This window comes from Jidongwangia harbinensis (assembly GCF_020216025.1).
GTDB classification, from domain to species: Bacteria; Actinomycetota; Actinomycetes; order Mycobacteriales; family Micromonosporaceae; genus Actinoplanes; species Actinoplanes harbinensis.
Genome location: NZ_JAIWNC010000012.1, coordinates 21,180 through 35,764 on the forward strand (window position 1 = coordinate 21,180; position 14,585 = coordinate 35,764).

A 14,585-nucleotide genomic window follows, 5' to 3' on the forward strand; every position below is an offset into this window, starting at 1 on the left:
CGCTCAGCCTTTGAGCAGTGCGGTCACCTCGGCCGCGATGTCCTCCGGGGCGCGGCCGTCGGTCGCCACGGTGTGCGTGGCGACCTGTGCGTACAGCGGGCGGCGCTGCTCCATCAGGTATTTGAGGGTGGCCCGGGGGTTCACCGCGAGCAGCGGCCGCCCGGGCCCCAGGCCGACCCGCTTCACCGCGTCGGTCAGCTCCACGGACAGAAACACGACGGTCTGCGCGGCCAGGGCCGCCCGGGTGTCGTCGTTCAGGATCGCGCCGCCGCCCAGCGCCAGCACGCCGTCGAACGACGCCAGCGCGGACGCGATCGCGGCCGACTCCAGGGCCCGGAACGCCGGCTCCCCCTCGTCGAAGAAGATCTCCGGGATCGGCTTGCCGGCCTCCGCCTCGACCATCGCGTCGGTGTCCGCGAACGGCACACCCAGCAGCGCCGCCACCGCCTCACCCACGGTCGTCTTCCCGGCGCCGGGCGGACCGACCAGAACCGCCGCGGGCGCCATCAGCGGATCGGCAGACTGTCGAGGTAACCGGCCACGTTGCGGCGGATCTCGGCCACCGAGTCACCACCGAACTTCTCGGTCGCCGCCTCCGCCAGCACCAGCGCCACCATGGCCTCGGCGACCACCGCGCCGGCCGGCACCGCGCACACGTCGGACCGCTGGTTGATCGCCGTGGTGGCCTCGCCGGTGACGACGTCCACGGTCTGCAGCGCCCGGTTCAGCGACGAGATCGGCTTCAGCGCCGCGCGTACCCGAAGATTCTCGCCGTTGGTGATGCCACCCTCGAGACCGCCCGCGCGATCGGTGACCCGCCGGACCCCGTCCGCCGTCGGCACGATCTCGTCGTGCGCCACCGAACCGCGGGACCGCGCCTGGGTGAATCCGTCACCGATCTCCACGCCCTTGACGGACTGGATGGACATCAACGCGGTGGCCAGCCGGGCGTCCAACTTACGGTCCCACTGCACATGCGATCCCAACCCCGGGGGTACGCCGTACGCCAGCACCTCCACGATCCCGCCGAGCGTGTCCGCGTCCTTCTTCGCCGCGTCCACCTCGGCCACCATCCGCGCACTGGCGTCCGGGTCGAGGCAGCGCAGCGGGTCGGCGTCGATCCGGTCCGCGTCGTCCGGGGTCGGGATCAGTCCCGCCTTCGCGGCCACCGGGCCCAGCTCGATCACGTGCGACACGACGTCGATGCCGAGCGCCTGCTTCACCAGCGCCTTCGCCACCACGCCGACGGCCACCCGGGCCGCGGTCTCCCGGGCACTGGCGCGCTCCAGGATCGGACGGGCGTCGGTGTGACCGTACTTCTGCATGCCGGCCAGATCGGCGTGCCCGGGCCGGGGCCGGGTCAGCGGCGCGTTACGGGCCAGCGACGCCAGTTCCTCCGGGTCCACCGGGTCGGCGGCCATCACGGTCTGCCACTTCGGCCACTCCGAGTTGCCGATCCGGACCGCCACCGGGCTGCCGATCGTGACACCGTGGCGTACGCCCCCGATGATCTCGATCACGTCCTGCTCGAACGACATCCGCGCGCCCCGGCCGTAACCGAGACGGCGGCGCGCGAGATCACGGCCGATGTCGTCGCTCGTCACCCGCACGCCGGCGGGTACGCCCTCGAGTAGGGCGACGAGCGCCGGGCCATGGGATTCACCTGCGGTCAGCCAGCGCAACACGGGTCACAGTCTGGCATGCCGCACCGGGCGGCCGCCGCCTCCCCGGCCGCGTCCCGAGGTGCGGACCGGGGGCTTCGTGGTGTGGGGCTTTCGGCGTGCGTGTGGCGTCGAGCGTGTGGATCTCGAGCGCGGGGCTGGAGGAGCGTGAGGATTTCGAGCGCGCGGGGCCAGAGGAGCGTGAGATTTCGAGCGCGGGGCCAGAGGAGCGTGAGGACTTCGAGCGCGCGGGGCCAGAGGAGCGTCAGGACTTCGAGCGCGCGGGGCCAGAGGAGCGTCAGGACTTCGAGCGCGCGGGGCCAGAGGAGCGTCAGGACTTCGAGCGCCGGGCCGGAGCGTGAGGACTTCGAGCGCCGGGCCGGAGCGTGAGGACTTCGAGCGCCGGGCCGGAGCGTGAGGACTTCGAGCGCCGGGCCGGACGAGCCGTGTGGCTTTTGGGAGCGGAGCGCGCCATATCTCTGCACGCCCGCGCCGTGGCGACCGAGCGTGTCGAGTTCTGGCGCGGAACTAACCATCCCTCCACACGCCGCGCAATTACGTGGCTGGAGCCGCGTCACAGGCGGTGCAAATAGGGCGAACCTGATCGGCGCGAGGTTCCACTCCGCCCTACGCCACCGCGCGACGATGCCAGCGTCCCCGCGCCCCGTCACACAGCACCACCCAGCCCACATCCCACCCGTGCTTCGCCCGCCCGCACCCCCAGATGCGTCGATCTTGGACCCGTGGTGCCCGATTCGTGGACGCCATGCGCTTTTGTCCCCACCACAAGTCCAAGATCGAGGAGGTGAGGACGGAGCCCGCGACGGGGGGCGGCGCGGAGTCCGCGGCGGCACGGGCAGCGGGGAGGCGGGGCGGCACGGGCAGCGTGGAGGCGGGGCGGCACGGGCAGCGGGGAGGCGGCGGCACAGGCAGCGGGGAGGCGGCGGCACAGGCAACGACCAAACCGACAGCACCACGACAGGACCGACGACGGCACAGGCAGCGACCAAACCGGCAGCACCACGACGGAACCGACGACGGCACAGGCAACGACCAAGCCGACAGCAGCGCCACCAGCGGCGGGGTGGGTGCGGGTCAGCGGAGGGAGGCGGCCGCCGCCAGTGCCTCGCGCATGGCGACTTCCGGGGCTGGCGCCACGCCGGTGAACTGCTCGAACTGGCCCAGCGCCTGCGCCAGCAACAGGTCGAGGCCGGACGCCACCCGGACGCCGTGTGGTGATGCCGCCTCGGCGATCGGGGTGGGCCACGGGTCGTAGACCGCGTCGAACAGGACGCTGCCGGGGCGCCACCGGACCGTCGCGGCAAGGGGGTCGGCGGCGCCCCTGGGGACCGTGGAGAGGATCGCGTCGGCGCCGAAGCCGGCCGGTGCGTCGGTCCAGTCGAGGCGGTGCAGGCGCAGGCCCAGTGCTTCGGCGACGGCACGCAGGTCGTCGGCCGCCTCCGCTCGGCGGGTCACCACGGTCACCTCGTCGGCGCCCAGCTGGGCCGCGGCGGCCAGGGCGGCGCGGGCCGTTCCGCCGCCGCCCAGGACGGTCACCGTGGGACTGTCGGGTACGCCGGCGTCGCGGAGTACGCGCACCATGCCGGGGATGTCGGTGTTGTCCGCGTGCCAGGTGCCGTCGGGGCGGCGTACCAGCGTGTTGGCCGCGCCCACCGCGACGGCCGCCGGTGTCGCCGAGGCCGCGACCGACAGCGCGGCCTCCTTGAGCGGCATGGTCAGCGACAGTCCGACCCAGTCGGGGCCGAGGCCGCGCACCAGGTCGGGCAGTTCCGCGGCGGCGCACTCGATCGCGGTGTACGTCCAGTTCAGCAGCCCGGCGGCGGCGAAACCGGCGGCGTGGACGACCGGCGACAGCGAGTGTGCGATGGGCTTGCCGCACACCGCGGCTCGACGGCCGACCGTCACAGGACCCCGTTCTTTTCCGCGATCTGGCGGTTCCGGTTGTGCTCCTCGTTGGTGGTCGCGAACGCCGAGCGGCCCTTCTTGTCGATCGCGACGAAGTACAGCCACGGACCCTTCGGCGGGTTCATCGCGGCGCGGAGGGCGGCCTCACCCGGGTTGTTGATCGGGGTGGGGGTCAGGCCCGGTTTGCCGTGCAGGCGGTACGGGTTCTTCGGGTCGCGCAGCTCCTCGTCGGTCATCTTTCCCGAGGGCTTCGTCGGCCGGCCGGTGAGCTGGTAGTAGTAGTTGATCCCGACGTCGAACTCGAGGCAGTCGCAGAAGAAGTCGCCGCTGTACAGGCGGTTATAGGCGACCCGGGCGATCTTGCCGTAGTCCTCCTGGATGCCGCCCTCGGCCTGGGCCAGCGACGCCACCGTGAGCGCCTCGTACGGGCTGATGTCGCGGTCCTGCTCGACCTTGGCGACGAAGTCGAGCTTCTTGGCCACGGACATGAAGTGCTGGACCATCGTCTCGAGAATCTCCGCGGCGGTCGCGTTCGGCTCGAACTCGTAGGTGTCCGGGAACAGGAAGCCCTCGATCGACTTGGTGACCTTCTGGTCATCGGTGCGGTTGAACCAGAAGTCCGGCACGCCCAGCGCCTCGGGGTCCTTGGCCGCGGCCTTGAAATCGGCGACCGGGATGCCGGTGCCCTTGGCGAGGATGTCGTACACCTGGAAGGTGGTCTTGCCCTCCGGGATCGTGACGCCCTTGCTGACCCGGGACTTGGGGTCGAGCAGCAGCTTGACCGCTTCGTCGCCGGACATCTGCTTGCGCAGCTTGAACGTCCCGGACTGGATGTTCTGGCCGCGGGGGTTCTCCTCGGCGGCCTCGACGAACGCCTTGGTGCTCTTCACCACGTCGGCCTCGACGAGCACGTTGCCCATCTGGGTGAGCGACGAGTTCTCCTTGATCTGCACCTGGACGGTGCCGGTGCCCGGTCCGTCGTAGTCGGCCGCGGTGAAGAAGTCCTTGATCTTGTTGTAGCCCAGGAACGCACCGCCGCCGAGCACGGCGAGCAGGATGAAGGCCATCAGGAACGCGACCGTCGACGTACCGGCGCCGCCACCCTTGCCGCCACGCGAACCGCGCCGGTGCCGGGGTTTACCGCGTTCGGCCTGTTCGTCGAACGCCAGATCCAGCTCGTCGATCATCGTGTCTGCCTCCGCTGCGCGTCCAGCCAGCTCTGCAGGATCTCCACCGCGGCTGCCTGATCGACAACCGCCCGTTGGCGCTTCCCTCGGACGCCACGTTCGGCCAGCCTACGGGTTGCGACCACGGTCGACATCCTCTCGTCCGCCAGAACAACCGGCACATGCGTCATCGCACGGGTCAGTCGCTCAGCGTACCCACGGATGTCGATGGCGGCAGGCCCCTCCGCGCCGGTCAGGCGCACGGGGAGGCCGACCACGATCTCCACCGCCTCGTATTCGGCCACGAGGCGTACGAGCTCGGCTATGTCTGCGGGTACGGAATCGGCGGCCGTCCCCATGTCTCGTGGGAGCGTGACCAACGGAGTGGCCAAGATCCCGTCGGGGTCACTCATCGCGACCCCGACACGGACCTTACCGACATCGACACCCAGCCGCCTACCCCGCGGCCGTGGGTTCATCGGTTCCGCCTTCCGCTCAGGCGGCGTCACCGACCGCCTTCTCCACCGCCGCCAACAACGCCGGCACCTGATCCGCCGGCACGCCGCCACCCTGCGCGAGGTCGGCGTTACCGCCGCCCCGGCCGGACAGCGCACCCTTGACCAGGTCGGCCGCGGACAGTCCGCGGCCCTTGGCCGCCGCGTTCAGCGCCACGATCAGCGACGCCTTGCCGTTGGCGCGCGCCGTCACCGCGACCACCGCGGGGCGGGCCGCGTCGATCTTGCCACGGATCTCCTGCGCGAGGGTACGCACGTCGTTGCCCGCTGCCCCCTCGGGTGCCTCGGTGCCCACGTACGCCACTCCACGCACATCCTTCGCCTGCGCCGCGAGCGCGCCCGCACCGCCCAGCACCATCTGGGCGCGCAGCTTCTCCAGTTCCTTCTCCGCGTCCCGCAGCGCCGTCACGGTCTGCTCGACCCGGTCCGCGACCTGGTCGCCGGGGACCCGGAACAGCTCCGCCAGCCGGGACACCAGCAGGTGCTCCTTGGCCAGGAAACCGAACGCGTCGATGCCGACCAGCGCCTCGACCCGGCGCACCCCGGAACCGATGGACGACTCGTGCAGGATCTTCACCACGCCGAGCTGGCCGGAGCGGGCCACGTGGGTGCCACCGCACAGTTCCCGTGCGTAGTCGCCGACCTCGACCACCCGTACCTCGTCGCCGTACTTCTCACCGAACAGCGCCATCGCGCCCAGCCGGCGCGCCTCCTCCTGCGAGGTGATGAACGCGTGCACCTCGAGGTCGCGCAGCAGCACCTCGTTGACCTGCTGCTCCACGTCGTGCAGCACGGACGGCGACACCGCGCCCGGGGTGTTGAAGTCGAACCGCAGCCGGCCCGGCGCGTTCAGCGAACCCGCCTGGGTGGCCGACTCGCCGAGGAAGTCGCGCATGGTCTGGTGGATCAGGTGCGTCGCGGTGTGCGAGCGGGAGATCGCCTTGCGCCGGGTCACGTCGATCTCGGCGAAGCCGGCCTCACCGGCACGCACCTCGCCGCGGACCACCCGCGCCTTGTGCACGATCAGGCCGGGCAGCGGCTGCTGCACGTCGACCACCTCGACCTGGCCGCCGCCCACGTTGATCAGGCCGGTGTCCGCCTGCTGGCCACCGCCCTCGGCGTAGAACGGCGTGGTGTCCAGGATGAGTTCCACGAACTCGCCCTCGCCGGCCGCCGGGATGCTCGCGCCGCCGGAACCCAGTACCGCCCGGACCCGGGACTCGCGGGAGACCTCTTGGTAGCCGGTGAACTCGACCGGGCCGCCCGCGTCCAGCACCGCACGGTACGCCGACAGGTCCAGGTGACCGGTCTTGCGCGCCGCCGCGTCCGCCTTGGCACGGGACCGCTGGTCCGCCATCAGCCGGCGGAAGCCGTCCTGGTCGACCTGCAGCCCCTGCTCGGCCGCGATCTCCAGGGTCAGGTCGATCGGGAAGCCGTACGTGTCGTGCAGCTGGAACGCCTGCGCGCCGGAGAGGGTCTGCTCCCCCGCCGCCTTCTTCTCGGTGATCGCGGTGTCCAGGATGGTGGTGCCGGCGCGCAGGGTGGACAGGAACGCGTCCTCCTCCGCGTACGCGTAGGTGGAGATCCGGCCGAACTCCTCGGCCAGTTCCGGGTACGACGGGGACATGCAGTCCCGCGCCACCGGCAGCAGCTCGGGCAGCGCCGCACCCTGCCAGCCGAGCAGCCGCATGGCCCGGATCGCCCGGCGCATGATCCGGCGCAGCACGTACCCGCGGCCCTCGTTGCTCGGCGTGACGCCGTCACCGATCAGCATCAGCGAGGTGCGCACGTGGTCCGCGATGACCCGCAGGCGTACGTCGTCGGGGTGGGACTGGTTCGCCGCGTGGCCGGACTGCGTGCCGTACCGCTTGCCGGTCAGCGCCGCCGCCCGGTCCAGGATCGGCTTGACCTCGTCGATCTCGTACAGATTGTCGACGCCCTGCAGGATCGACGCGATCCGCTCCAGGCCCATGCCGGTGTCGATGTTCTTGGCCGGCAGCTCGCTGACGATCCGGAACTCCTCCTTGGAGCGGACGTCGGCGATCTCGTACTGCATGAAGACCAGGTTCCAGAACTCCAGGTACCGGTCCTCGTCGACCTCCGGGCCGCCGTCCGGGCCGTAGTCCGGCCCGCGGTCGTAGTACAGCTCGGAGCACGGTCCGGCCGGGCCCGGGATGCCCATCGACCAGTAGTTGTCCTTCTTGCCGCGGCGCACGATCCGCTCGGCCGGCAGGCCGGTGCGCCGCCACAGGTCGATCGCCTCGTCGTCGTCGAGGTAGACGGTCGCCCAGATCCGCTCCGGGTCCATGCCGAACCCGCCCTCGGTGACCGGCCGGGTGGACAGATCCCAGGCCAGCTGGATCGCACCCTCCTTGAAGTAGTCACCGAAGGAGAAGTTGCCGTTCATCTGGAAGAACGTGCCGTGCCGGCTGGTCTTGCCGACCTCGTCGATGTCCGGGGTACGGATGCACTTCTGCACGCTCGTCGCCCGCTGGTACGGCGGGGTCCGCTGGCCCAGGAAGAACGGCACGAACTGGACCATGCCGGCGTTGATGAACAGCAGGTTCGGGTCGTCGATGGCCGGCAGCGGGGCACTCGGCACGACCGCGTGCCCGTTGGCCTCGAAATGCGCCAGAAAGCGCCGTTTGATCTCCGCCGTCTTCATCGCTGGCCCTCCTGGGCATGCCGCCCGCGTGTGCCGGTCTGCTCGTCGTCGCGCAGGTCGGCGAACTCGTCGTGATACAACTCGCCCGAGGCGAAGGCCTGCTGGATCTCCTGCTCCCGTTCGGCCATGCCGATGCGGACGTCGTCCACGAAGCTACGCATCGACTCGACCAGGCCGCCAGCGGATTCCGAGAGCGACGTGGCGATGCCGGACGGGGTGAACTCGTTCGCCTTCCGGGTCAGCTTGCGGACGGCGAGGGCGCCGACCGCGAGACCGACACCGAGCCAAAGAAGGCGCTTCATGTGGATGGTTCCCTTCTCGGAAAGCTCAGCGGGCGGCGCGGGCGGCCTTGCGGCGCTGCTTGAGGGTGGCACGGACCTCGCGCTCGTCCTCCGCGTGGCGGCGGGCGGCGGCGGCCTTGCGCACGCCGTAACCGAACGAGGCCACCTTGATCAACGGGTTGGCGGCCGCCGCGGACACGACGGTGGCCAGGTTGGCCACGCTGGCCGTGACGTTCTGCGCGTGGCTGGTCATCGTGTCGACCTTGGCGAGCTGGAGGTTCACACCGTCCAAAGTGACCTGGACCTGTCCGAGCGCGGTGTTGACGTGCTGCACGGACTGGTTGACGTCACCCAGCAGCGGGCCGGTGCGCTCGTTCAGCTCGTTGATCGTCCGGGTGGCCGCGTCCACGGTCTTGCCGAGCTTCAGAATCGGTACGGCGAGCACGAGGACGAGCATCAGGAAGGCGCCCGCCGCGATCAGGCCTGCGATTTCTCCGGCGTCCATCAAGCGTCTCCTCTACTGGCGGGTGATCGGGTCGTACGGCAGGACAACGTGCAGACCCTACCGTCCGTGACCGCTGCCCGCGTCACGACGGTGACGGTGTCGGCTCCAGAAGAGGATCGTTACTGAGAACGGGATCCGGCGTCTCGCCCACCGGCCCCGGCGTGACCGGTTTGCCGCGCGGATCGGTGACCGCGTTCTGCACCTTGATGCTGACCGTCGAGCCGACACACTTCTCCGGGTCCGCGGTGGGCACCACGCCGCTGGACGGCACAGCCGCCGGGTTCTGCGCGGCGACCGCGTCCACCGCACACTGCGGCAGCCGCACCCACAGGTCCAGAGTGAACTCGTCACGCCGCCAGCAGGTGTACCGGCCGTCCGTGACCGGCTGCTCCGGGCACGCGGCGACCTGCCACGACTGCCAACCGGCGCCCTTGAGCGCGGTGGCGTACGCGTTGGCGGTCTCCTCGAACGGCCGCTCCGACTGGGCGGTACGTTCGCGGAACCGGCACTCCAGGAAGCACCACCGGCTGCCGCTGCTGCGGTCGTCGACGTCGTTCGCCGCCCAGGACGGCACGTCGAGCGCGTCCAGCGAGTGGAAGACCGGGTCCCGGCTCACCGACCGGATGCCGAACAACAACGGCAGCAGGCCCAGCACCACCACGCTGAGCGACACCAGGGTCAGCACCCGCAGGCGGCGCTTGGCCCGCAACTGCCGGCGCAGCTGGGAACGGGCGCCGCGCAGGCCCCCCGCCTGGTCGGAGTCGTCCCGATCGGGGGCCGGGACCGGATCGGCGCCGGGTCGGACCACGGCCGGCGGCCGGGCCGGGGCGCCGGCGACACTCGCCCGGGCCACCCCGGTCGGGCCGTCGTCATGGATCGGGGGTACGGCCGCACCGGCGGCCCGGCCGGTCGCCGGAGTGCCGACCACGCGGCCGGACGGCGGTTCGACGGCGGCGCGGGCCGGGCCGGGCGGACGACCCGCATCGGCCGGGGGTGCGGCAGCGGAACCCGCGGCGGTTCGTGCCGTCGGACCGGCGCCGGGGCGAATCGGCGCCGAGGCACCGGCGCGGGCCGGAGATCCGGCGCCGGGACGGACCGGCGCCACGGCGCCCGGGCGGACCGTTCCGGTGCTGGACGCCCGGGACGACACGGGCCCGGACTGGTCGGTACCCGGCGGCGCGGCCGGTGGGCGGGCGCGGCCGGCCGGCTGACCGGGTCCGGGCGGGGCTGGCGCGGCGGCCCGGCCGGTGACGTCGCCCGGAAGGGGCCGTGCCGGGTCGCCCGGAAGTGGGCGAGCAGGATCGCCCGGAAGTGGGCGAGCCGCGTCACCCGGCAGCGGGCGAGCAGGATCGCCCGGAAGTGGGCGAGCCGCGTCACCGGGAAGTGGGCGAGCCGGGTCGCCGGCCAGCGGGCGAGCCGGGTCGCCGGGTAGCGGGCGTGCGGGTGCCGGCGGGTTTAGCTGGCCGGGCGCCGGTGCGGCGGCCCGGGACGTCACCTCGCCGGTAGCGTGCCGGCTACGGCCGGTCACGTCGCCCGTGGGCGAGGGTCCGGCCGGCCGGATCGGCTGACTGACCGTCCCGGGTTGCCGCCGGGCCGGAGGCGGGGAACCTGGCTGGCCCACGCCGGGCTGAGTGCCGCCCGGCTGGCCGAAGCCCGGTGGGGTGACGCCGGGTGGGGTGACGCCGGGTGGGGTGACGCCGGGTGGGGCCGCGCCGGGCCGGACCGCGCCCGGGGGTGTCGTCCCTGGGTTCGGGGCACCCGCACGGCCGGGGTCGGTCGGGTCGGCGCCGGGCGGGACCGCGGCCGGCCGGACCTGTCCCCGCGTGGGGCGGCCACGCTGAGGCGCCTGCCGCGGCGGCGAACCCGGCTGTGCCGAACCGGTCACCTGGCCGGTGCCGGCAGCGCCGCCCGCTGCGCCCGGTCTGCCCGGCCGGGGCAGCCGGCCGCTGGCCCGGCCGGCGGGCGTCCCCGGGGCTTCGCCGGGACGTTGAATGACTCCGGACGGGCTGTCCGCCATGGCTCCGGCCCGTCCCGGGACGGCCGGGGTGCGCGCACCCTGTCGACCCGGTACCACCGGTGGAACCACGGCGGCCGAGGCGCGTGCGGGCTGAGCAGGCCGGGCCGGGCCAGGCACGGCCGGCTGGCCCGGGACGGCGGGGTTCCGGCCGGGACGGCCCCGGCCCTGGGTACCGACGGGCCACCCGCCGGTACGGTCCTCCGCCGCATCCGGCGCGGCCGGGTCCCGGCCGGGACGGCCCCGGCCCTGGGTACCGACGGGCCACCCGCCGGTGCGGTCCTCGGCTGGGTCCGGAGCGGCCCGGCGGCCGGCGCCCGAGGTGGGCCGGGTGCCGCCGAGGCCGCCGCCCGGAATGGGCCCGGAGTGCTGACCGCCCGAAACCGGGGCACCCGGACCGGGCACCGCACGCTGACCACCGGGCACGGCATGCTGACCACCGGACGCCGCATGCTGCCCGCCCGGAACGTGCTGACCGCCCGATCCGTGCTGACCGCCCGGAACGTGCTGACCACCGGACCCGTACTGGCCGCCGGAGACATGCTGACCACCGGAAGCGTGCTGACCGCCGGAGACCGGCGCCGACGCGGGCCGGGAGTGCTGACCGCCGGAGATCGGCCGGGAGACCGGACCGGAGTACGGCCCGCCCGAGACCGGACCGGAGTGCTGACCGCCCGAGACCGGACGCGGCATCGGCCCGGAATGCTGGCCGCCCGGGGCGGGACCGGAATGCTGGCCGCCCGGGGCGGGACCGGAATGCTGGCCGCCCGGGGCCGGGGCGGAATGCTGGCCGCCCGGGGAGTGCTGGCCGTGGCGGCCGCCGTCGGTGTCGGGCCGGCCGTGCCGCCCGGTCCCCTCGTCGGCGTCGTCGGGTGCGGGCAGGCGGGCGCGCCGGCCGGTGGCACCGCCGCCGTACCGGTTCTCGGCGTCGTCCGGGTCGGGCCGGAAACGGCGACCGGTCCCCCGGCCGTCGGTGTCCCGCGTCGGCACCTGGGCGTATTCGCCGCTGGCGTGCCGGCCGGTCGGGTAGTCGTCGGCCGGCGTGGGACGGGGCGGCTCGGCATGACGGGACGGCCCGTCCGCCGGCGCCGGGAAGCGGCCCGCGGGGACGCCCGCCGGCCCGGGCGGGGCGGCGTGCCCGGCCGGGCGTGGTGCGGCCGGATCGGCGGTGGGGGTGCCGTACTGGCCGGGTACCCGGCCGGTGCCACGCGGCGGCACGGCGGACGGCGGTACCTCGGGGGCGTTTCCGGTCAGCGGGACGGCCGACACCGGCCCGGACGGACCGTAGCGGCCGGGCGGGGCGGACACCGGGCCCGCGGAGGGGGTACCGCCGCGTCGGGCCGGCGGCGGGACGGACGGGGGCACGGCGGACGGCGGCACGGCGGACGGCGGACGGCCGGCCGGAGGTTGGCCGGAAGGCGGTTGGGCGGGCGGACCGGACACCGGCCGGCCGGCGCCGGGCGGGGGCGGCGCGACCGGCGGAATCCGGCCGCCGAATTGTCCGGAAGTCATCTGCCGACGACTCTGACCTGGCCCGGACCCGTCCGGCGCGACTCCGTCCGCGGGGCGGCGGCCGGGCGGCGGCGCGACACCCTCCGACGGACGCCGGCCGGGCGGCGGCGCGACACCCTCCGACGGACGCCGGCCGGGCGGCGGCGCGACACCTTCGGACGGGCCCCGGCCGGGCGGCGGTGCCGCGCCCTCCGGGGAACGGCGGCCGCGGACCGGGGCGGCGGGCGGCGGCGTGGACGCACCGGGGCCTGCCGGGTCGGCGTTGCTCAGGTAGCCGGGCAGGTCGTCGTCGGGTTCCTCGTCCGGCCCGGGCGCCACCTTGCCGGACTTGCTGGCCCGGCCTTCGCCCGGTGTGCCCGGTCCGATCGCACCGCGTTGCTGCTTGGCGGTGCGCAGGTCGTCGAGCCAGCCGGTCTCCTCGGTGGGCACCACTTCGGGCTCGACCGGCTCCGGGCGGCCGCGGCCGAACAGCCGGCGACTCCGGCCGGTCTGCTCGCTGCGCTGGTCGGCGTCGTCGTCGGGCCGCTCGGCACCCCGCGGTGTCACGGCTGTCCCTTCTCGGCGGTCTCGGCACCGCCGTCGTCCTGCCCTGCCCGGTCTCGGTCCGTCCTGTCCTGCTCAACCGCGCTGCCCGGCTCAACCTTGCCGTCCGGCGCAACCTTGCCGTCCGGCGCAACCTTGCCGTCCGGCGCAACCACGCTGCCCGGCTCAACCACGCTGCCCGGCTCAACCACGCTGCCCGGCTCAACCACGCTGCCCGGCCCGGTCGCGCCGGGCGGCCCGGAGATGCGCGCCGCGTCCTCCGGGGCCGGGCCGTCCGGCCCGGAAGCAGCACCGGGCAGAGAGCCTACGGTCGATCGAGCCGTCCCGCCTTCGGCCGAAGGGCCGACGGGCGTACCCACGCCGGAACCGTGCCCGACCGCCCCCCGATCGCGTGCGACCGGGTCGGCACCGCGTGCCGCGGTGCCGCGGACGATGCGCCGCAGCCGGGGCAGCCGGTCCACCACGGCACGCTCGGCGCCGTGGTCGGAGGGGTGGTAGTAGTCCGCGCCGACCAGGTCGTCGGGCGCGTACTGCTGGGTGACCACGCCGCGTGGGTCGTCGTGTGGGTAGCGGTAGCCCTTGCCGTGACCCAGGCCACGTGAGCCCGGATAGTGGGAGTCGCGCAGGTGGGCCGGCACCGCGCCGCCGCGGCCGGCGCGGACGTCGGCCATCGCGGCGCCGAGAGCGGTGGTGACGCTGTTCGACTTGGGCGCGGTGGCCAGGTGCACGACGGCCTGGGCCAGGTTCAGCTGGGCCTCGGGCAGGCCGACCTGCTGCACCGCCTGGGCCGCGGCGGTCGCCACCTGCAGCGCCTGCGGGTCGGCCATGCCGACGTCCTCGCTGGCGAAGATCACGATGCGGCGGGCGATGAACCGGGCGTCCTCGCCGGCCACCAGCATGCGGGCCAGCCAGTGCAGCGCCGCGTCCGGGTCGGAGCCGCGCATGCTCTTGATGAACGCGCTGGTCACGTCGTAGTGGGCGTCGCCGTCGCGGTCGTAGCGCACGGCCGCGATGTCGACCGCCTTCTCCGCGGTGGCCAGGTCGATCTCGGCCACGCCCTGGGCGGCCGCGGACGACGCCGCCGCCTCCAGCGCGGTCAGTGCCTTGCGGACGTCGCCGCCGGCCAGGCGTACCAGATGCTCCTCGGCCTCGGCGGCGAGCGTGACCGCGCCGCCCAGGCCGCGCGGATCGGCGACCGCGCGGCGGATCAGGGTGCGCACCGCGTCGGTGTCCAGGGACTGGAGGGTGAGCAGGACGCAGCGGGACAACAGCGGAGAGATGACCGAGAAGTACGGATTCTCCGTGGTCGCGGCGAGCAGCGTGACCGTGCGGTCCTCGACGGCCGCGAGCAGGGAGTCCTGCTGGGTCTTGCTGAACCGGTGCACCTCGTCGATGAACAGCACGGTGGGCGGCCCGCCGGCGCGGCGCTGGCGGCGGGCGGTCTCGATCACCGCGCGCACGTCCTTGACGCCGGCGGAGAGCGCCGACATGGCCACGAACTTACGGTCCGTAGCGGCGGCCACCAGATGAGCGATGGTCGTCTTGCCGGTGCCGGGCGGTCCCCACAGGATCACCGACATCGGGGTGGCACCGGTGACGAGTTGCCGCAGCGGCGCGCCGGGCGCCAGCAGATGCTTCTGGCCGACCAGCTCATCGATGCTGGCCGGGCGCATCCGGACGGGCAGCGGCGAGTCCGCGGAGGGCGCGGCGAAACCGGCGGACGGCCCGTCGGACGTCGCCGTGGTGCCGACGCCGCCCGGCTGCAGGGGGAAGAGCCCGTCGAGTTCCATCAGCACC

Annotated in this window: 11 protein-coding genes; 1 reads left to right on the forward strand and 10 read right to left on the reverse strand. The window is 73.7% G+C overall.

All coding sequences use genetic code 11. The annotated features are described in order from the left end of the window. Positions 1-3 precede the first annotated feature (3 nt). Positions 4-507 (reverse strand): shikimate kinase, encoded by a 504-nt coding sequence (locus LDL48_RS17565; protein ID WP_225256228.1) that lies wholly within the window; start codon positions 505-507, stop codon positions 4-6. Next, positions 507-1,685 carry a chorismate synthase gene (aroC, locus tag LDL48_RS17570; RefSeq protein ID WP_225256229.1) on the reverse strand — a complete coding sequence of 393 codons (1,179 nt, stop codon included), beginning with the start codon at positions 1,683-1,685 and terminating at the stop codon, positions 507-509. Before aroC ends, LDL48_RS17565 begins: the two co-directional genes overlap by 1 nt. Positions 1,686-1,798: 113 nt before the next feature. Between aroC and LDL48_RS17575 the strand changes: the two genes are divergently transcribed. After that, positions 1,799-2,023 carry a hypothetical protein gene (locus tag LDL48_RS17575; protein ID WP_225256230.1) on the forward strand — a complete coding sequence of 75 codons (225 nt, stop codon included), beginning with the start codon at positions 1,799-1,801 and terminating at the stop codon, positions 2,021-2,023. Positions 2,024-2,756: 733 nt separating this feature from the next. Here the strand turns inward: LDL48_RS17575 and LDL48_RS17580 are convergent. The 8 genes from LDL48_RS17580 to LDL48_RS17615 all read right to left on the reverse strand — a co-directional run bounded on the left by LDL48_RS17580 (position 2,757) and on the right by LDL48_RS17615 (position 14,578). After that, complete coding sequence (locus LDL48_RS17580) at positions 2,757-3,587, reverse strand: shikimate dehydrogenase (RefSeq protein ID WP_225256231.1); 831 nt, start codon at positions 3,585-3,587, stop codon at positions 2,757-2,759. Then, complete coding sequence (gene mltG, locus LDL48_RS17585) at positions 3,584-4,774, reverse strand: endolytic transglycosylase MltG (RefSeq protein WP_225256232.1); 1,191 nt, start codon at positions 4,772-4,774, stop codon at positions 3,584-3,586. Before mltG ends, LDL48_RS17580 begins: the two co-directional genes overlap by 4 nt. Beyond that, entirely contained in the window at positions 4,771-5,232 is a 462-nt protein-coding gene (ruvX, locus tag LDL48_RS17590; RefSeq protein WP_225256438.1) for a Holliday junction resolvase RuvX, read from the reverse strand. The genes mltG and ruvX overlap by 4 nt, the downstream gene beginning before the upstream one ends. Positions 5,233-5,248: 16 nt before the next feature. Then, a complete protein-coding gene (alaS, locus tag LDL48_RS17595) occupies positions 5,249-7,933 on the reverse strand; it encodes an alanine--tRNA ligase (RefSeq protein ID WP_225256233.1) in 2,685 nt (894 codons plus the stop codon). Beyond that, positions 7,930-8,235, reverse strand: coding sequence for a hypothetical protein (locus LDL48_RS17600; protein ID WP_225256234.1), 306 nt, complete (start codon positions 8,233-8,235; stop codon positions 7,930-7,932). The genes alaS and LDL48_RS17600 overlap by 4 nt, the downstream gene beginning before the upstream one ends. Before the next feature lie 25 nt (positions 8,236-8,260). After that, on the reverse strand, positions 8,261-8,719 hold the full coding sequence (locus LDL48_RS17605; RefSeq protein ID WP_225256235.1) for a DUF948 domain-containing protein: 459 nt from the start codon (positions 8,717-8,719) through the stop codon (positions 8,261-8,263). A gap of 82 nt (positions 8,720-8,801) precedes the next feature. Next, a complete protein-coding gene (locus tag LDL48_RS44215; protein WP_272493064.1) occupies positions 8,802-12,791 on the reverse strand; it encodes a hypothetical protein in 3,990 nt (1,329 codons plus the stop codon). Further along, complete coding sequence (locus LDL48_RS17615) at positions 12,788-14,578, reverse strand: AAA family ATPase (RefSeq protein ID WP_225256236.1); 1,791 nt, start codon at positions 14,576-14,578, stop codon at positions 12,788-12,790. The genes LDL48_RS44215 and LDL48_RS17615 overlap by 4 nt, the downstream gene beginning before the upstream one ends. Between the last annotated feature and the right edge of the window lie 7 nt (positions 14,579-14,585).

What these genes read in the sequence shown, in the direction of transcription:
- alaS (WP_225256233.1), bottom strand. Translation starts at nt 7,933, where the DNA reads ATGAAGACGGCGGAGATCAAACGGCGCTTTCTGGCGCATTTCGAGGCC.
- LDL48_RS17565 (WP_225256228.1), bottom strand. Translation starts at nt 507, where the DNA reads ATGGCGCCCGCGGCGGTTCTGGTCGGTCCGCCCGGCGCCGGGAAGACG.
- LDL48_RS17600 (WP_225256234.1), bottom strand. Translation starts at nt 8,235, where the DNA reads ATGAAGCGCCTTCTTTGGCTCGGTGTCGGTCTCGCGGTCGGCGCCCTC.
- LDL48_RS17615 (WP_225256236.1), bottom strand. Translation starts at nt 14,578, where the DNA reads ATGGAACTCGACGGGCTCTTCCCCCTGCAGCCGGGCGGCGTCGGCACC.
- ruvX (WP_225256438.1), bottom strand. Translation starts at nt 5,232, where the DNA reads ATGAACCCACGGCCGCGGGGTAGGCGGCTGGGTGTCGATGTCGGTAAG.
- LDL48_RS17605 (WP_225256235.1), bottom strand. Translation starts at nt 8,719, where the DNA reads ATGGACGCCGGAGAAATCGCAGGCCTGATCGCGGCGGGCGCCTTCCTG.
- mltG (WP_225256232.1), bottom strand. Translation starts at nt 4,774, where the DNA reads ATGATCGACGAGCTGGATCTGGCGTTCGACGAACAGGCCGAACGCGGT.